Annotated in this window: 21 protein-coding genes; 12 read left to right on the top strand and 9 right to left on the bottom strand. The window is 66.8% G+C overall.

Annotated features, from left to right (window positions below):
• Position 1: 1 nt before the first annotated feature.
• The gene (locus tag C1737_RS23390; RefSeq protein ID WP_068097650.1) at positions 2–415 is read left to right on the top strand and encodes a Rieske 2Fe-2S domain-containing protein; all 414 of its coding nucleotides are present in this window, start codon (positions 2–4) and stop codon (positions 413–415) included.
• Positions 416–429: 14 nt separating this feature from the next.
• On the top strand, positions 430–1296 hold the full coding sequence (locus C1737_RS23385) for an alpha/beta fold hydrolase (RefSeq protein WP_102419585.1): 867 nt from the start codon (positions 430–432) through the stop codon (positions 1294–1296).
• Positions 1297–1301: 5 nt separating this feature from the next.
• Here the strand turns inward: C1737_RS23385 and C1737_RS23380 are convergent, their stop codons facing one another.
• The gene (locus C1737_RS23380) at positions 1302–1775 is read right to left on the bottom strand and encodes a hypothetical protein (protein ID WP_102419584.1); all 474 of its coding nucleotides are present in this window, start codon (positions 1773–1775) and stop codon (positions 1302–1304) included.
• A gap of 37 nt (positions 1776–1812) precedes the next feature.
• Here C1737_RS23380 and C1737_RS23375 point away from each other — a divergent pair, with 37 nt between their 5' ends.
• The 9 genes from C1737_RS23375 (at position 1813) to C1737_RS23335 (ending at position 9599) form a co-directional block, all read left to right on the top strand.
• Positions 1813–3093 carry an NADH-ubiquinone oxidoreductase-F iron-sulfur binding region domain-containing protein gene (locus C1737_RS23375; protein ID WP_102419583.1) on the top strand — a complete coding sequence of 427 codons (1281 nt, stop codon included), beginning with the start codon at positions 1813–1815 and terminating at the stop codon, positions 3091–3093.
• 8 nt (positions 3094–3101) lie between these two features.
• Complete coding sequence (locus C1737_RS23370) at positions 3102–3398, top strand: ferredoxin (protein WP_082973018.1); 297 nt, start codon at positions 3102–3104, stop codon at positions 3396–3398.
• Positions 3399–3478: 80 nt separating this feature from the next.
• Complete coding sequence (locus C1737_RS23365; protein WP_082973016.1) at positions 3479–3796, top strand: hypothetical protein; 318 nt, start codon at positions 3479–3481, stop codon at positions 3794–3796.
• Between the two features lie 101 nt (positions 3797–3897).
• Positions 3898–5553: an OB-fold domain-containing protein gene (locus C1737_RS23360; RefSeq protein WP_102419582.1), complete on the top strand. Its 1656-nt coding sequence runs from the start codon at positions 3898–3900 to the stop codon at positions 5551–5553.
• Positions 5550–6449 (top strand): alpha/beta hydrolase, encoded by a 900-nt coding sequence (locus C1737_RS23355; protein WP_102419581.1) that lies wholly within the window; start codon positions 5550–5552, stop codon positions 6447–6449. Before C1737_RS23360 ends, C1737_RS23355 begins: the two co-directional genes overlap by 4 nt.
• Positions 6446–7261: an NAD(P)-dependent oxidoreductase gene (locus tag C1737_RS23350; RefSeq protein WP_102419580.1), complete on the top strand. Its 816-nt coding sequence runs from the start codon at positions 6446–6448 to the stop codon at positions 7259–7261. The genes C1737_RS23355 and C1737_RS23350 overlap by 4 nt, the downstream gene beginning before the upstream one ends.
• A 7-nt stretch (positions 7262–7268) precedes the next feature.
• Positions 7269–8069: an NAD(P)-dependent oxidoreductase gene (locus C1737_RS23345; RefSeq protein ID WP_102419579.1), complete on the top strand. Its 801-nt coding sequence runs from the start codon at positions 7269–7271 to the stop codon at positions 8067–8069.
• Positions 8070–8181: 112 nt separating this feature from the next.
• Complete coding sequence (locus C1737_RS23340) at positions 8182–9387, top strand: cytochrome P450 (RefSeq protein ID WP_068096846.1); 1206 nt, start codon at positions 8182–8184, stop codon at positions 9385–9387.
• Positions 9388–9398: 11 nt separating this feature from the next.
• The gene (locus tag C1737_RS23335; protein ID WP_066957765.1) at positions 9399–9599 is read left to right on the top strand and encodes a ferredoxin; all 201 of its coding nucleotides are present in this window, start codon (positions 9399–9401) and stop codon (positions 9597–9599) included.
• A 6-nt stretch (positions 9600–9605) separates the two neighbouring features.
• Here C1737_RS23335 and C1737_RS23330 read toward each other — a convergent pair whose 3' ends face one another.
• The 8 genes from C1737_RS23330 to C1737_RS23295 form a co-directional block, all read right to left on the bottom strand.
• Positions 9606–9839 (bottom strand): DUF1330 domain-containing protein, encoded by a 234-nt coding sequence (locus tag C1737_RS23330; protein WP_233214850.1) that lies wholly within the window; start codon positions 9837–9839, stop codon positions 9606–9608.
• A 60-nt stretch (positions 9840–9899) separates the two neighbouring features.
• Positions 9900–10097: a ferredoxin gene (locus C1737_RS23325; protein WP_102419577.1), complete on the bottom strand. Its 198-nt coding sequence runs from the start codon at positions 10095–10097 to the stop codon at positions 9900–9902.
• Entirely contained in the window at positions 10094–11365 is a 1272-nt protein-coding gene (locus C1737_RS23320; RefSeq protein ID WP_102419576.1) for a cytochrome P450, read from the bottom strand. Before C1737_RS23320 ends, C1737_RS23325 begins: the two co-directional genes overlap by 4 nt.
• A gap of 110 nt (positions 11366–11475) precedes the next feature.
• On the bottom strand, positions 11476–11982 hold the full coding sequence (locus tag C1737_RS23315; protein WP_068096858.1) for a hypothetical protein: 507 nt from the start codon (positions 11980–11982) through the stop codon (positions 11476–11478).
• Between the two features lie 17 nt (positions 11983–11999).
• Positions 12000–12593, bottom strand: a complete 594-nt coding sequence (locus C1737_RS23310; protein ID WP_102419575.1) for a TetR/AcrR family transcriptional regulator — start codon at positions 12591–12593, stop codon at positions 12000–12002.
• Positions 12594–12709: 116 nt separating this feature from the next.
• Positions 12710–13858, bottom strand: a complete 1149-nt coding sequence (locus C1737_RS23305; RefSeq protein ID WP_068096864.1) for a thiolase family protein — start codon at positions 13856–13858, stop codon at positions 12710–12712.
• 146 nt (positions 13859–14004) lie between these two features.
• Complete coding sequence (locus C1737_RS23300; RefSeq protein WP_068096867.1) at positions 14005–15171, bottom strand: acyl-CoA dehydrogenase family protein; 1167 nt, start codon at positions 15169–15171, stop codon at positions 14005–14007.
• 133 nt (positions 15172–15304) lie between these two features.
• Positions 15305–16603, bottom strand: coding sequence for an amidohydrolase family protein (locus tag C1737_RS23295; RefSeq protein WP_102419574.1), 1299 nt, complete (start codon positions 16601–16603; stop codon positions 15305–15307).
• 434 nt (positions 16604–17037) lie between these two features.
• On the opposite strand from C1737_RS23295, the gene C1737_RS23290 reads away from it, so the two are divergent.
• On the top strand, positions 17038–17577 hold the full coding sequence (locus tag C1737_RS23290; RefSeq protein WP_102419573.1) for a carboxymuconolactone decarboxylase family protein: 540 nt from the start codon (positions 17038–17040) through the stop codon (positions 17575–17577).
• Positions 17578–17579 lie beyond the last annotated feature (2 nt).

Here is a 17579-nt window from a genome sequence, read left to right as displayed (position 1 = left end):
ATTGGCGCCTGAAGACGAAGGGGCAACCACAGAGCGGCCCCAGCCCCGCCTCGCCCAGGGCCGCGAGCACGCCGTCGCGACGGTAGACGAAATCCCGCCGGGCAGCCATAAAATGGTGCCCATCGGCCGACACGGCGTTGGTGTCTACAACGTCAATGGCACCTTCTACGCGATCGCCAATTACTGCCCGCACCAGGGCGGTCCGCTGTGCTCGGGGCGGCCCCGTGGACGCACGATCGTCGACGAGACCGCCGCCGGCGACGCGGTGATGGTGCGGGATCTGGAATACATCTACTGCCCCTGGCATCAATGGGGTTTCGAGCTTGCGACCGGCACAACCGCGGTCAAGCCGGAGTGGAGCATCCGCACCTACCCGGTGCGGGTCGTCGGCAACGACGTTCTGGTGATGGCCTGACTACGGGAGCATCGGTGTCAACTATCGAGGTGAATGGTGGAAACGTTGTCTACGAAATCCTCGGTGGGGCAGGCGATCTCATTGCATTGACGCCGGGCGGCCGGTTCAGCAAGGAGATTGAAGGCCTGCGTCCGCTCGCCGAGGCTCTGGTCGCCGGCGGCTATCGAGTGCTGCTGTGGGACCGGCCGAACTGCGGGGCCTCGGATGTGCAGTTCTACGGCCAAAGCGAGTCACACATGCGCGCCGAGACACTGCACAAGCTGGTAACCGGACTGGGATTCGAGCGCTGCATCCTCGCCGGGGGTTCCGGCGGGGCGAGGGATTCCATGCTGACGACGATGCTCTACCCCGAGATGGTCACCAAGCTCGTGGTATGGAACATCGTCGGCGGCATCTACGGCACCTTCGTGCTCGGCTCCTTCTACATCATCCCGAGCATTCTCGCGGTGCGCGGCACCGGAATGGACGGCGTGGTGAAGGTGCACGAATGGCGTGAACGCATCGCGGAGAACCCGAACAACAAGCAGCGATTCCTGGACTTCGACAAAGACGAATTCCTCAAGGTCATGTTGCGCTGGCTCAACGCATTCGTTTCCAAGCCCGGCCAGACCATTCCGGGCGTCGAGGACGAAATGTTCGACCGCATCAAGGTTCCGACGTTGATCATTCGCGGCGGCGAGAACGACATGGATCACCCCAAACGGACGTCGCTCGAGGTGAGCTGCTTGATCAAGGGGTCCAAGCTCATCGACCCGCCCTGGCCGGAGGACGCGTGGGAGCGTGCGTCAGAAGACCGCGCGGCGGGGCGGGTGCAGCACTTCAACATGTTCGACACCTGGGTGCAGGCCGCCCCCGCGATCCTCGAATTCCTGGGCTCGTGATGTCCCTACACCGTGCGAATGTGAACCTCGCAGTTGAGCGATGCCTCGAGGGCGGTGTGAATCCGGCTTTCCGGAACGCGATCCAGGTCGGCTTCGAGCAGGGTTACGTAGACGATGTCGAAGCCGTCATCGCCGGGCACCCTGACGATCTCGCCGGCCAGTCCGAAGGCGGACAGCACGCCGCGCGCGTCCTCATCGGTTCCCCTGCTGATGAAGGTGACGGCGCCGCCCAGCGGTCGAGTTCCAAACGCTTTGGCACACAGGCTCACTCCCACATCCTTGACCACCTCCACATCGTCGCCGGCGATGAGCATCTCGATCACGCGTCGGCTGGGCGGCATGGCCCCAAGGTTGTTCTCAACTATGTCGTGGCCGAGCTTGCCGACAAGCCCACGGAGCGCGCCCATGCCCTGGCTTAGCTGTGCAGCCGTGAGGGCACCGGAAGGATCGACGTTGACGCGCACTACCGCGGTTCGCATGTGCGCCAGACTAATCGCGACGATGGAGAGCTAGCCGATGGATGTCACCGTTACCGCCTGGCCTGCCTGCACGGCACGGCTGCTGGGCGACCAACCCGGCCAGGGGAGGGAAACCTACCCGACTTATCTCGATCTCGGCGGCTACCGTCCGCTCGCCGACGCCGACGAACTGCTCGGTGAGGTCGAGGGCAGCGGACTGCAAGGCCGGGGCGGCGCCGCCTTTCCGATGGCAGTCAAGCTGCGCGCCGTGCGCGACAATGGGCGCTCCGCCGGTGGTTCGGTGGTTGTCGCCAACGGCGAGGAGGGGGAACCAGCCTCGATCAAGGATCGATGGCTGCTGCGGCACCGCCCGCACCTGATCCTCGACGGGTTGCGGCTGGCCGCGGCGATGGTGGCCGCCGACCGTGCCTACGTCTATTTGTCCGACGCGGAATCGGCCAGCAGTGTGGAAGCCGCGCTCGCCGAGCACGCGTTCGGAGACGTCGCGATCGAGCTGATCAACGTCGCCCCGGGATACATCGCCGGCGAAGAGACCGCGGTCACCCGCGCGATCAACGGCGGACCGGTCAAGCCAACGGACAAGCCGCCTCGGCCCTTCCAGAAGGGCGTCGGCGGGCGGCCCACCCTGGTGAGCAATGTGGAGACGCTGGCCAACCTGCCCTACCTGCAGCGGCACGGTTCGGCGGAGTTCCGCTCGCTGGGCACGTCATCCTCGCCCGGCACCTTCCTGGTGACGTTGACCGGCGGCGGCCGGCCACCGGGCCTCTACGAGGTCCCGCACGGCCTTCCGTTCCGCGAGCTGCTTGCGCTGCACGATGTTTCGCCCGAGCGTGTGCAAGGCGCGCTGCTGGGCGGCTATTTCGCCGGCCTGCTCAACCGCAGCGTGCTGGAAGCGACGTTGGATCACGAGACATTCCGTGGGCTCGGCAGCGGGCTGGGCTGCGGCGCCATCGCGCTGATCGCCGACGACTGCCCGGTGGCGGTCGCCGCCTCGGTGCTGGCCTACTTCGATCGCGAAAACGCCGGCCAATGCGGTTCGTGCTTCAACGGCACCGCCGCGATGGCCGCCGTCGCCGGGGCGCTCCGCGATGGTGCCGCCACGTCGGAGGATCTGGACCGGCTGCGCCGCTGGTCGGTGACGCTGCGCGGCCGCGGGGCCTGCGCCACGCTGGACGCCGCCACCAACGTCGCGGGAACCATGCTCGACCAGTTCCCGCAGGCCGTGGCGCGACATCTCGACAACGCCTGTGAATCGTGCAGTGCCAACGTGTTTCGCGTCGATCGCCCTTACGAGGTGGAGGCGGTGGTGTACGCATGAGCGAGGGCATGAAGATTCATCTCGATCGCACCCTCTGTGACGGCTTCGGCATCTGCGCCAAGCACGCACCTAAATACTTTTCGCTCGACGACTGGGGATACGCCTGCTTGATCGGCGACGGCACCGTCCCCGAGTCCGACCGCGACGCGGTGCTGCGTGCGCTGATGGATTGCCCGGTGCACGCGATTATGGAACTCGACGAGCGCCGACCCGATGACGTGACGCCACCTCTGATCACCGACGAGGATCCGGCGGCGCACCTCAAGACCGAGGCGAACGAAGCCGAATGGGGTTTCACCCGTTGACCGGGCGCCTGGTTATGGCCGGCTCGGAAGCATAAGCTGAAGTAATTCAAAGTCGGGATGGTCCGTTTGGAAGGCCTGGCATGAGGTGGTTTGGTCGTCGTCTGGCCGCCCTTATCGCGGTGGCGTTCGCGTCAATGGCGGCCGCGGTCGCGACGCCGGGAGTCAGCTCGGCGGAATGCGGCTCCAACATGTCGTGGAACCCGGCGACCCGCGAGTGCAAGCCACCGCCGGCGTCGCCGGCGTGGTACACGCCCCCACCGCCATACGCGCCGTCATTCGCCGGGCAGGATGTGCCGCCGCCTCCCCCACAGCCGTGGTGGACATCGGAGCCCCCGATGTGGAGTGTCGGCTTCCACCAGTGGGGGATTTATGTGGGCGGGGTCTGGGTGCCGCTGTGAGGCGGACGGGTCTCGATCGCGCCGGCCTGCTGGTGATAACGTAATTCTCCGATTCGTATAACGGCCCTACCACTCAGGGCCGGTTCGGCTCGGGAGGTGACGTGTCAGCAGCGCCGGGACGACCGTTGCCCCTGATCACTCAGGACAACGAATTCTTCTGGACCTCGGGCGCCGACCGCTCGCTGCGGCTCCAGCAATGCAATAGCTGCGAATCACTGATCCATCCGCCGGCTCCGGTGTGCCGGTACTGCCGATCGCGCGACATGGGCGTGCGGCCCGTCTCCGGGAAGGCGACGCTCGCCGGCTTCACCGTGAACCACCGCTTCAGCCTGCCTGGAATGCCGGCGCCCTACGTCATCGCTCAGGTGGCGATCGCCGAAGATCCGCGAATTCGGTTGACCACCAACATCATCGACTGCGAGCCCGATCGGCTCGAACTGGGCGACCAGGTCGAGGTCGTCTTCGAGCACGTCGAGGGCGTGTGGTTTCCGCTGTTCCGGCCGGTGCCGGATGCCGAAGCCGGCCCCTTGCCGACCGACGAGATAGCGCCGGAGCGGTTCGGCGACCACGTGCGCCCGATGCTGACCACCGAGAAGTTCGAGGACAAGGTCGCCCTGACCGGAATCGGCATGTCACCCATCGGGCGCCGGCTGATGCAGCCGCCGTTGGCCCTGACCGTGCAGGCGTGCGAGGCGGCCATCGCCGACGCGGGGCTGACGTTCGCCGACATCGACGGCCTGTCCACCTATCCCGGTGCCATCAACGTCGGCGGCTTCGGGGAAGGCGGCGTGACCGCGCTGGAAGGGGCGCTCGGCATCCGGCCGACGTGGCACAACGGCGCCATGGAGACCTTCGGACCCGGCGGATCGCTGATCGCCGCCATGCAGGCGGTCGCCTGCGGCCTGGCCCGCCACGTGCTCTGCTTTCGCACGCTCTGGGAAGCCACCAACAGCGAGCTGATGAAACAGGGCAAGATCAGCCCGTCGATGGGCCGGATGTCGGGCTGGCAGATGCCATTTGGGGCCACATCCGCGGCGCACACCTTGGCGATGAACGCGCAACGGCACTTTCACCGCTACGGCACCACCAAGGAGACGTTGGGCTGGATCGCGTTGAACCAACGTGCCAATGCCGAGCTCAACCCCACCGCGATCTATCGAACCCCGATGACGATGGACGACTACCTGAACGCGCGGCCGGTCACCACGCCGTTCGGCCTCTACGACTGCGACGTACCCTGCGACGGCGCGATCGCCGTCATCGTCTCCGCCGTCGACGCCGCGCGCGACCTCGCCAAGCCGCCCGTCCTGGTCGAGGCGGTGGGCACCCAGATCATCGAACGAATCGACTGGGACCAAAGCACCCTCACCCACGAGCCGCAGGTGCTGGGTCAGGCCGCACACGTGTGGACACGTACCACGTTGCGCCCCAACGATGTTGACGTCGCCGAACTCTACGACGGTTTCACGATGAACTGCCTGTCGTGGATCGAGGCGCTGGGCTTCTGCGGCATCGGCGAGGCCAAAGAGTTCCTCGACGGCGGCAAGAACATCGCCCGCAACGGCCAGCTTCCGCTCAACACCCACGGCGGCCAGCTCTCGCACGGCCGCACCCACGGCATGGGCCTGGTCCACGAGGCCATCACCCAGCTGCGCGGCGAGGCCGGCGATCGCCAGGTCGCCGACGCCCGCGTCGGCGTCGTCAGCAGCGGCGGTCTCACCCCCAGCGGCGTTTTGTTGCTGCGGGTGGACACATGAGCGGCCCGGCGCCCCGGCCCCGGCTGGTGATCGTCGACGGCGTGCCGATGTCGGCGCTGATCGCCGAATCCGCCGAACCCAAGGCCGTGATCGTCGCGATCCACGGCGGAGGTACCACCGCGGTCTATTTCGATTGCCCGGGCCATCCGTCGTTGTCGCTGCTGCGGAGCGGCGCGGCGGCCGGATTCACCGTGGTGGCCCTCGACCGGCCGGGCTACGGCAGCTCAGCCCCCTACCCGGAGGCGATGACGTTGCCCGAGCAGCGGGTCAACCTCGCCTACGGCGCGGTGGATCGCATCCTCGGCGACCGGCCACGCGGCGCGGGTCTGTTCCTGATGGGCCATTCCGGGGGATGTGAATTGGTGATGCGGATGGGCGCCGACGAACGCGGCGCCGATCTGCTGGGCATCGAACTGGCCGGTACGGGCCGGCGCTACCACCCGGCGGCCCGAGAGATCCTGAAAACCGCGACGCGCGAACGCCGCCCGGCCGGCCTGCGAGAGCTGCTCTGGCACCCGGAACACCTGTATCCGCCCGAGGTCCTCAGCGGTGTTACGGTCTCTCCGACGGCGCCGTCCTACGAGGACCAGATGGTGTCGAACTGGGCCCGTCAGGACTTCTCGGCGCTCGCCCCGGCCGTGCGTGTCCCGGTGCAATTCAGCATCGCCGAACACGAAAAGGTCTGGCAGAACGTCCCTTCCGCAGTGTCGGAGATCGAGGGCCTGTTCTCCGGCGCGCCGCGGTTCCGCGTGCACCGTCAGCCCGACGCGGGGCACAACATGAGCCTGGGTCACACCGCGGCGGCCTACCACGCAGAAGTTTTCGCGTTCGCCGACGACTGCGTGGCCGCCCGCGCGAATTCCGTTGGCGCAGAAGATGACCTGGAGGCCGGATGAGGGTCGGATTCATCGGTCTGGGCAGTCAGGGCGGGCCCATGGCCCGCCGGATCGTCGAGCGCGGCTACGAGACGACGCTGTGGGCGCGCAGGCCCGCGACCCTCGAGCCGTTCGCCGACACGGCGGTGAAGATCGCCGAGTCACCGGCCGAGCTCGCGGCGGCCAGCGATCTGGTCTGCCTTTGCGTCGTGGGCGACACCGACATCGACGAGATCGCGGCCGGTGAGCGCGGGCTGTTGGCGGCCATGAAGCCGGGCGGTGTGATCGCGGTGCACAGCACCGTGCATCCCACCACCTGCCGGGAACTGGCGAACAAGGCCGCGGCCAACGGCATCTCGGTTATCGACGCGCCGGTGAGCGGGGGCGGACCTGCGGCATCCGAAGGGCGGCTGCTGGTGATGGTCGGTGGTGACGCCGACGTCGTCGAGCGGTGCCGCCCGGTCTTCGCCACCTACGCCGATCCTGTCGTCCACCTCGGGGAGCTGGGTTCCGGTCAAACCACCAAGTTGCTCAACAACCTGCTGTTCACCGCCCACCTGGCCACGGCGGCCACCGCGCTGTCGCTGGCCGGCGCCCTCGGCGTCGACCCGGACCGCCTCACCGAAGTTGTCTCTCGCAGCAGCGGGAACAGCTTCGCCCTCAACGCCCTTGGCGGGATCGGCGGGTTGGACCGGCTCGCCGGTGTGGCCGGGACGCTGCTGCAAAAAGATGTTCGCCTGGTGGTCGACCTGGCCGAACGGGCCGGGGCGAGCGGGGGCGCCGTGCTGGAGGCGGCCGACGCCGCGCTGGCCATGATGGGCAATTCCCGATGAGGTCCCCGTGAGGGTCGGGTTCATTGGTGCCGGGCGGATGGGCCGGCCCATGGTGGCCCGTCTGGTCGAGGCCGGCCATGACGTCAGGGCGCTGGGCCGAACGCCGGAAAAGCGGGGCGATCTCGAGCGGCTCGGCGCCCGTGCGGTCCACGACGCCGCCGAGGCGGGTGCGCGGGCCGACGTCGTGGTGCTCTGCGTGTTCTCCGACCAACAGGTGCGGGAGGTGTGTCTGGGCGGCGGATTGCTGTCCGCCATGCCGCCCGGTTCGGCGCTGGTGGTGCACACCACCGCCAGCCCGACGACCATCGACGACCTCGCCGCGCGCGCCGATGGGGTCGACGTCATCGACGCCGCGGTCAGCGGTGGCCCGCACGACGCCGCGACCGGCCGGCTCACGCTGTTCGTGGGCGGCGCCGACGACGCGGTGGCGCGTGTGTGGCCGGTGCTGCAGTGCTACGGCGACCCGGTGTTGCACGTCGGCGCCCGCGGGTGTGGACAAGTCGTGAAATTGGTGAACAACGCCTTGTTCGCGGGGCACATCGGGCTGCTGGCACAGGCCGTGCGATGGGGTGAACGGCTCGGGGTGCCGGAGCCGACGCTGCTGACCGCGCTGACGCACGGCAGCTCGACCAGCCGCGTCCTGGAGTTGGTGGCGGCGGCGGGTTCGGTCGCGTCGTTCATCGAGGCCGCCGGAGAATTCGTGCACAAGGACATGGCCGTCGTGCGCAGCACCAGCGCGGAACTCGGCGCTGACCTGGGCGCGCTCGACGACGTCTTCGAGTCCATCGACGTCGCGAAGAGGGCTTGAGAACTTGGCGTTTCGGTCTTTCCGGTTCGTCACGAAAGTATTACCGTTACCGTTACAGTCAACGACTCGGCTGTAACGGTTGCAGCCCGCCCTCGCCGCTGAGGAGGATTCAGTGACAAAACCGAAGCTCGTCTTCGATCCGTACTCCGAGGACTACTTCAACAACCCGTTCGACATTTATCGACGGATGCGCGAGGAAGCGCCGCTGTACTACGACGAAAAAGAGGATTTCTACGCGCTGACCCGTCACGAGGACGTCGCGGCGGCATTCAAGGACTTCGAGACGTATTCCTCGGCGCGCGGTTGCGACCTGGCGATGGTGCGCCGGGGTGTAGCCCCCGAGCAGAAGTCGATCATCTTCATGGACCCGCCGGAACACCGCCACATGCGCAGCCTGCTCAACAAGGCGTTCACCCCCCGGGCCATTCAATCGCAGCGCGAGACGATCATCGAGGTGATCGACAAGTACCTGGGCGCCGCCGACCCCGAGAACTTCGATGTCGTGCAGGACTTCTCCGGGCCGTTCCCGGTGGAAGTGATCACCCGGATGGCGGGGGTGCCGGAGGAATACCGCCAGCAGGTGCGGCACTGGATCGACACCAGCCTGTCTCGCGAACCGGGCCAGATCGAGATCAACGAAGCCGGCATGCAGGCCAACATCGATGCGGCGATGTACTACTTCGGCCTGGTGCAGGAGCGGCGCCAGGAGCCACAGGACGACATGATCAGCCGGTTGATCGCGGCGGAGATCCCGGGCGAGGACGGCCAGCTGCGCAAGCTCGATGACATCGAAATCACCGGTTTTGCGACGCTTTTGGGCGGCGCGGGCGCCGAGACCGTCACGAAACTGATGGGCAACGCGGCGGTGATCTTCGCCCGGCACCCCGACCAGTGGCAGATGCTGCAGGACGACCGCGACAAAATACCCGGGGCGGTCGAAGAGCTCCTGCGCTACGAGGGGCCGGTGCAGTACAACGTCCGCTACACGCTCAAAGAGGCGCACGTCAGTGGTGGCGTGATTCCCGCCGGCAAGCCGGTGTTCCTTTGCGGCGCCGCGGCGAACCGCGACCCGGAGGCCTTCACCGACGCCGAGACCTTCGACATCGAGCGTGACCAGACCGAGGCCCAGCACCTCGGGCTCGGGTATGGGATTCACAGCTGCCTCGGCGCCGCGCTGGCACGCCTGGAAAGCAGGATCGCGCTGGAGCGGCTCCTCGACTTCATGCCGCGCTACGAGGTGGACTGGGCGGGCTGCAAACGGGTAACCATGCAGAACGTCGCGGGCTGGAAGAACGTGCCCGTCAAGGTGCTTCAGTAAAGGGGGTTGCCGTGACGAAGAAAATCGAAGTCGATTGGGGGCTTTGCGAGAGCAACGGTGTCTGCATGGGCATCAACCCGGAGATCTTTCTCCTCGGCGACGACGACATGCTGACCGTGCTGCAGGAAGAAGTCACCCCGGAGAACGAGGCGGACGTGCGCGAGGCCGTTCGCCAGTGCCCCCGGCAGGCCATCTCCATCGTGGGCGAGTAACGGCGGTCAGAACCCGGCGACGATGACGGCGTTGCAGTCGGCCGCGGCCTGCCGCAGTTTCGCCGCTTTCTGATAGCCCTCGGACTCGTACCACGCGCGGGCCGCGTCCACGGATTCGAATTCCAGCACGACGGTCTGGTCGCCGTGCCAGCTGCCCTCGATCACCGTGGGAGCGGTGTCCACGGCCAGAATGGTGGCGCCGGCCATCGCCGAACCGGCGGCCCGGGCATAGGCTTTCATGCCCTCCGGATCCTTGATGGCCTCCGTCAAGATGACATATCCCTTGGCCACTGAATCTCCTTAGCTGGATTCGATTTTGCTGATGGCCTGCTCGGGGCAACACTCGATGGCTTCTTGCGTGGCGGCCTCGAATTCCGTTGGGACATCGGATGGTATCGCCTCCGCGTATCCGTCGTCGGTGAGGCTGAAGACCTCCGGACACAGCGTCGTGCAGACGCCGTGGCCGCGGCAGCGCTGATCATCGACGGCGACTTTCATGCCGGCGGGAACTCCAGGTGCAGCTCCGTCAGGCCGCGCAGGATGTAGGTCGGGACGTATTGGTAGCGACGGTCGTTCGCCGGGCCGTGCACGTTCTCGTCGATCCTGATATCCGCCGTCCGGTCGAGCAGCCGCTCGATCGCCACCCGCGTTTCGGCGCGCGCGAGCGGGGCGCCCGGGCAGCTGTGGATACCACGCCCGAACGAGATGTGCTGCCGGGCGTTCTTGCGGGCCGGGTCGAAGGTCGCTGGGTCTTCGAACCGACGGGGATCACGGTTGGCGGCCGCTTGCACCACCATCACGGTGGTTCCCGCCGGCAGGTCGACGCCGCCGACATTGACCGGCACCCGGTTCAGCCGGAAGTCACCTTTGACGGGGCTCTCGTGGCGCAGTGACTCCTCGATGAAGTTGGGGATCAGGCTGCGGTCCTTGCGCAATTGCGCCTGGATGTCCGGCCGCTCGCCGAGCGTCTGCAGGGCCGCACCCAGCAGCCGCACGGTGGTCTCCTGGCCCGCCGAAAAGACGTTGCTGGCCACCCGGGCCACGTCTTCGACGTCGGGGGTCGAGCCGTCCGGGTAGGTGGCGGTGGCCAGGCCGGTCAGCACGTCGTCGCGCGGCTCTCGCCGGCGGTCGGAGACGTAGTCGGAGAAGAGATCGTAGAGAAATTCCAGCGGGCTGTGCGCCAGTGAGCCCTTGGTGCCGCCTACGCCGCCACCCGAGTGGTCGCGGATACCCTGGACGAACTTGTCGCGATCCTCCTCGGGCACGCCGAGCAGGTCGGCGATGACCAGCAGCGTGAACGGGCCGGCAAAGCCCTTGATGAAGTCGCCGCGGCCGGGCGCGAGGAACGTGTCGAGCACCTGGTCGGCGAGGACCCACATGGCGTCCTCGTTCTCCTTGAGGCGCTTCGGGGTGATCAGCCGCATCAGCAGAGAGCGATGGTTGGTGTGGGTCGGCGGATCGAGCGTGGGCAGCTGGTCGCTGAACGGCAGCTCGTCGCGGTGTTTGTCGATCAGCTCGGTGATGTCGTCGCCTTCTAGCGCTACCGGGAAGCCGGGGAACGGACCGGTGACCGAAATGCACGACGACCACGTCTCGGCGTCGTTGAGCACGGCGCACGCCTCGTCCCAACCGGTGATCATGGTGACGTCGTGATGGCTCTCCCGCGTGACGGGGCACCGTTGGCGCAGCGCCTCGTAGTAGGGGTATGGGTCCTCGATCAGCTCGCTGCCGCGGAAGAAGTCCAACTCGGAGAATTCGTTCGCCATCTTCCGCTCCTTGAATCTCAGCTAGTGAGAACGCACCTCTCGCAGATGAGTATCACATTTCCATAGGGCATGCCGGCCGTCAACGACGGGGCACTGCGCCGATACGCGGCTCAGCTGGCGGGAACCAGGTCCGCGGCCACCGAGGGCCACGCCAGCAACCCGCTGCGGAAGGTCTCGACGTGACCGAGCCCGGCGAGAGGCAGAGCGGCGGCCGCCATGGCCTGGGCCTTGAACATGTGAGCGGCCATGCTGAGCCGGTGCTGCACCAGGCCGACGCTGTCGTCGAGCTCGGCCGGCCAGCCCTCCCCCCACAGCGTGACCTCGGTAACCCCGTGATCGAGGGCTTGCAACACCCCTTGCCGCACCCGCGCGTCGCACCCGAACAGATCGGCCGCGGCCGCCAGGGCCTGCGGCCGAGGACGCGAATGCACCGACGCCAGGGCCTCTTCGAGGTCGACCACCCGGGAACCGAGAATCTGCAACGGCCGATCGTCGGGATGGTCGGCGACCAACACGCTGACGTCCCAACCCGCCATCGCCCGGTCGAAGAGCCAGCCGCCGGCGAACCGCACCGCGTCGTCGACGGTCGCGGCGACCACGTCGAGTCGGTATCTCATGTCCTCACGCGGCTCTTCTACGGGGCGAAGTCCCGCGCCAGCGTCTCGGCGTACTGCTTGAACACCTCGGTTAGCGGTATCGATGGATCGAGCAACCATGTGGTTTCCATTCCGTGGACGAAGGCGAGAATTTCCACTGCCTTGACGGCGGGGTCGATGTCCGCGCGGTACCGGCCATCGGCCTGCCCGCTGCGGATGAGGTCGGCGATGATGTCGGTCGCGGCGCGATGCCGGGCCAGCATCCGGTCGTGCAGCGGAGCGTCGGGAAGGATGTTCTCGACCAGCAACACTGTGAACGTCCCGACCAGCTCGGGCGCCCGGTTGAACCGATCGGCGACCTGGGCGATCTGGGCGAAGAGATCGCCGGTCCGGTCGGCGTGGAGGTCGTCGTCGAGGTCGCGCGCGTCGAGGACCGCGTGCAGCAATTGCTCTTTGGATTCGAAGTGATGCAGCAGCCCCGCGGGGGTGACCCCCGCCTCGCCGGCGATCTGGGCGAGGGTGGTGCTGCGCCAGCCGTTGCGCGTCAGCAGCCGTTGCGCGACCGCGAGGATGCGCTGCTTGCGGTCCTCGCCTTTGGCGAGCAGCGCGTCGTATCGCCGTGCGTCGGGCACCGGACTCCTTCGACCGATCGGCGGACCGAACCAACCTAGTGAACACACAGTAGGTTAGTTTGCCCGCTGTGACAAGGCTCACCCGAGGGGTCGATTTCGGCGTGTGGACGCCGGCGCTATCGCACCAGCTCGACGAGCGTGGCGTTAGCGGTGCCGCCGCCCTCGCACATGGTCTGCAGCCCGTAGCGAATCCCGTTGTCGCGCATGTGGTGCACCATGCGCGTCATCAGCACCGCCCCGGACCCGCCCAGCGGGTGGCCCAGCGCGATGGCGCCGCCGAGCGGGTTGACCCGCTCGGGGTCCGCCCCGGTTTCGGCGAGCCACGCCAGGGGCACCGGCGCGAAAGCCTCGTTCACCTCGAACGCGCCGACCTCCGACAGCGGCACGCCGGCCTTCCTGAGCACCTTCTCGGTCGCCGGGATGGGACCGGTGAGCATCAGCACCGGGTCCGCGCCGGTCACGGCGCCGGCCAGGTAGCGCACCACCGGGGTCAAATCCAGCTCGACGGCCATCTCGGCCGTCATCACCAGCAGGGCCGCTGCACCGTCGGAGATCTGCGACGAATTGCCCGCGTGGATCACGCCGTCCTCGGTGAACGCCGGCTTCAGTCCGCTGAGTTTCTCCACCGTGGTCCCCCGCCGCACCCCCTCGTCCGCGGCGACGACCGTTCCGTCATCGGTGAACACCGGCACGATCTGGTCGGTGAACGCGCCGGAGTCCTGAGCCACCGCGGCCCGTTCGTGCGACCGGGCGGAATATTCATCGAGCCTTGTGCGGGAGAACCCCCACTTCTTGGCGATCATCTCCGCCGACAGCCCCTGGTTGAAGGAGAAGCCGTCATAGCGGGCGAGGACCTTCGGGCCGTACGGCATGCCGGTCGCCCTGGCCGAACCGAGCGGGACGCGGCTCATGACCTCGACACCGCCGGCCACGACGACATCCTGCTGGCCGGACATCACCGCCTGCACGGCGAAGTCGAGGGCCTGCTGGCTCGACCCGCACGCGCGGTTGACGGTGGTGCCGGGGATGGTCTCCGGCCAGCCGGCGGCCAGAACGGCGTAACGCCCGATGTTGCTGGACTGGTCACCGACCTGGGACACGCATCCCCAGATCACATCGTCGACGATCTCCGGGCCGACGCCGGCGCGCTCGAGCAGCTCGTTGAGGACGACGGCCGACAGGTCGGCGGCGTGCATGCCGGAGAGGCCGCCGTTGCGCTTCCCCACCGCGGTGCGCACGGCTTCGACGATGACTGTTTCCCGCATGCCTCTCCTCCGATCCCTCTACTTCGACACCCAGTAAACGTTGCCGGCCTCGACGGCCTGCGCGCGGATCGCCGAACGTCTACTACGGCGAGAAGATCTCGAAAATGTCGCAGTGGGTACACGCTCGGCGAGTCCGAAGCCGACTCTCAGTAGCTCCTCGGCAATTTCAAGACGTTGGATCCCAGGAAATTCAGGATCATCTCCTGGCTCACCGGCGCGATCTTCATCAGCCGGGCCTCGCGGAAGTAGCGCGTGATGTGGTATTCCTCCGCATACCCCATGCCGCCATGGGTTTGCAACGCCCGGTCGGCGGCGGTGAAACCCGCATCGGCGCACAGGTATTTCGCGGTGTTCGCCTCGCGCCCACACGGTTTCCCGTTGTCGTACAACCAGGTCGCCTTGCGCAGCATCAGCTCGGCGGCATCGAGGCGTGCCAGGGAGTCCGCGAGCGGGAATTGCAGGCCCTGATTCATTCCGATCGGCCGGCCGAAGACCTCACGCTCGTTGCCGTACTTCACCGCCCTGTCCAGCGCCACCCGGCCGATGCCGAGCGCCTCGGCGGCGATCAGCATCCGTTCCGGGTTCAGGCCGTCCAGGATGTACTGGAAGCCCTTGCCCTCCTCGCCGATTCGGTCGTCGACCGGCACCTCGAGGTTGTCGATGAACAACTCGTTGGAGCTGACGGCGTTGCGGCCCATCTTGCGGATCGGCCGGATGTCGACGCGGCTGCGGTCCAGATCGGTGATGAACAGGGTCATCCCGTCGGTCTTCTTGGTGACTTCCTCGTAGCTCTGCGTGCGGGTGAGCAGCAGGATCTTGTCGGACTCCATGGCTTTGGAGATCCACACCTTGCGGCCGTTGACGATGTAGCGATCGCCGTCGCGTTTGGCGAAGGTGGTGATGCGCGAGGTGTCCAGCCCCGCGCCGGGTTCGGTCACCCCGAAGCAGACATGCACTTCCCCGGTTGCGACCTTGGGCAGCGTGCGTGCCTTGAGTTCGTCGGAGCCGTGCACCACCACCGGCTGCATGCCGAAGATGGACAGGTGAATCGAGCTGGCGGCATTCATGGCGCCGCCGGACTTGGCGACCTCCTCGAGCAGGATCGTGGCCTCGGTGATCCCGAGGCCGTGTCCGCCGTACTCGGTGGGGATGGTCATGCCCAGCCAGCCGCCGCCGGCGATCGCGTTGTAGAACTCGGAGGGAAATTCGTGCGCCTGGTCTTTTTCCATCCAGTACTGATCGTCGAACTTGCGCGCCAGCTCGGCGACCGACCGGCGGATCAGTTCCTGGTCGTCAGTCAGCTCGAAGTTCATTCCGGCGCCGGGCACTGCTGGATCTCCTGTTCATTGCTGGCGGCGAGATTGCCGTGGTGGTCGTCAAGTGCCGAAAAAGGCGACCTTGAGCGCAATTTCGACGCAGCTCACCCGGGCCCGGTCCGGTCGGGCCTCAGTCCTTGTTGCCGGTGAGGGCTTTCGCGTTCGCCGCGAAGTCGGCGAAGGACGAGCCGCCTCGGGTGTCCTTGTCGTGGCCCTGCGCCTTGATGGACACGTCGTGCCCCTCGGCGGCCTTACGCAGCGCACCGACGGTCGCCTGTTCGCGCGAGATGTGCGTGAACGGGTCGAACGAATACCACCGCATCGCGTTCTCGTGGGTCATCTTGTTGATTTCGTCGTCCGGAACGTTGTTGATCGACAACACATCCCACAGCTCTTCCGGTGCGCCCGGCCACATCGAGTCGCTGTGCGGGTAGTCGGCTTCCCAGCAGATGTTGTCGATGCCGATCATGTTGCGCAGCGCCACACCGACCTTGTCGCTGATGAAGCAGGTCAGGAAGTGGTCGCGGAAAACTTCGCTGGGCAGCTTGCCCCTGAAGTCCTGGTGCGTCCAGGCGGAATGCATCTCGTAGGTCCGGTCGGCACGCTCCAGGAAGTAGGGAATCCAGCCGGTTCCACCCTCGGAGAGCGCGATCCTCAGGTCCGGGTATTCCTTGATCGGCCGCGACCACAACAGGTCGGCGGCGGCCTGCACGATGTTCATCGGCTGCAGCGTGATCATCACGTCCATCGGCGCGTCGGGCGCGGTGATGGCCAGCCGGCCCGAGGAACCGATGTGCACGTTCATCACGGTGCCGGTCTCCACCAAGGCTTTCCACAGCGGGTTCCAGTACTCGTCGTGGAAGCTGGGATAGCCCATCGCGGCGGGGTTTTCGGTGAAGGTCAGCGCGTGCACGCCCTTCTTCGACACCCGGCGCACCTCGGCGGCGCACGCCTCGGCGTCCCAGATCACCGGGATCGCCATCGGGATGAATCGCGCCGGGTAGGCGCCGCACCACTCGTCGATGTGCCAGTCGTTGTAAGCCTGCACCAGCGCTATGGAGAAATCGTGATCCTCGGTGGCGAACAGCCGACCGGCGAAGCCGGGAAACGAGGGGAAGCAGATCGAGGCCAGGATGCCGCCGGCGTTCATGTCCTTGACGCGCTCGTCGACGTTGTAACAACCGGGGCGGATCTCGTCGAGCCCTGTCGGCTCGATGCCGTACTCCTCCTTCGGCCGTCCGGCGACCGCGTTCAATGCCACGTTCGGGATGACCGTGTCGCGGAACTTCCACATGTCCGAGCCGTCGGCGTTGTGCACCAGCCGAGGCGCGTCGTCTTGGTACTTCTTCGGCAGGTGGTTCTTGAACATGTCCGGCGGCTCGACGGTGTGGTCGTCGACGCTGATCAGGATCATGTCTTCTTTGTTCATGGCCGTTGCCCTTCCATCGGGTCCGTCTATTCGATTCCGCTCCCACGCAGCCTCGGCGAATCGCTGTCCCGTGCCAAGATCACTAAAATGAAAACTATCTTCTCGCCAGGCGAGAATCAACATCCATCGGGCGCGCGGCCCGCGCGCGCGGGCCGACCGGGCGCGGAACGGGGCCGCGTAGCGGCCGCCTCCCCGCGAGCAAGCGCCAAAGGTGACTGCCCAAGTTGACCCACCGGGTGTCACCGCCACCGGCGTTCCAGCAGGCAGGCGGGCACATCGACCCGTCGGGGCCGCTCACCGGGTCGGGCCCGGTCGGGTCGACGCCGGCTGCCATTGACCGGCCGCTCGATTCGTGCAAACCTATTAGTTGGAAATGAGAATCTGATTCTCCTTCACCGAGAGGTGGAAGGGAGGATGGCGAGAGGAGCACGCGGATGCGGTTGGCGCCGCTGCCGGCTGACCAGTGGAACGACACGGCCCGCAAGGCACTCTCGGCGATGCGCGACGCGGACACCAACAACGCGCTCAGCACCCTCGCCCACCATCCGGCGCTGGCCAAGGCGTTTCTCCGCTTCAACGTCCACCTCTTGACCTCGTCCACGCTGTCGCCCCGCATTCGCGAACTGGCCATCCTGCGGGTCGCGCATCGCCGCGGCTGCGCCTACGAGTGGTCCCATCACGTCTCGATGGCCAAGGCCGAGGGAATGACCGACGACGAGATCGCCGCGGTGCGAAGTTTTGCCGGCGGGGACGCCGGCGGCTTCGACGAGTTCGACAGCGTGGTGATCGCCGGCGTCGACGAGCTCGAGGAGAAGTCGCAGCTGTCCGACGAGACCTGGGCCGCGCTCGGTGCGCGCCTCAATGACCAGCAGCGCATGGATTTCGTCTTCACGGTCGGCTGTTATGCCCTGCTGGCCATGGCCTTCAACACTTTTGGCGTAGAGCTCGAGAACGCCGAACACCCAGAGAGGTAGCA

Source organism: Mycobacterium sp. 4858 (assembly GCF_900240975.1).
Lineage (GTDB): Bacteria > Actinomycetota > Actinomycetes > Mycobacteriales > Mycobacteriaceae > Mycobacterium.
The sequence above is the reverse complement of the archived record's forward strand: the minus strand, read 5'-3'. Positions and strand labels throughout refer to the sequence as shown.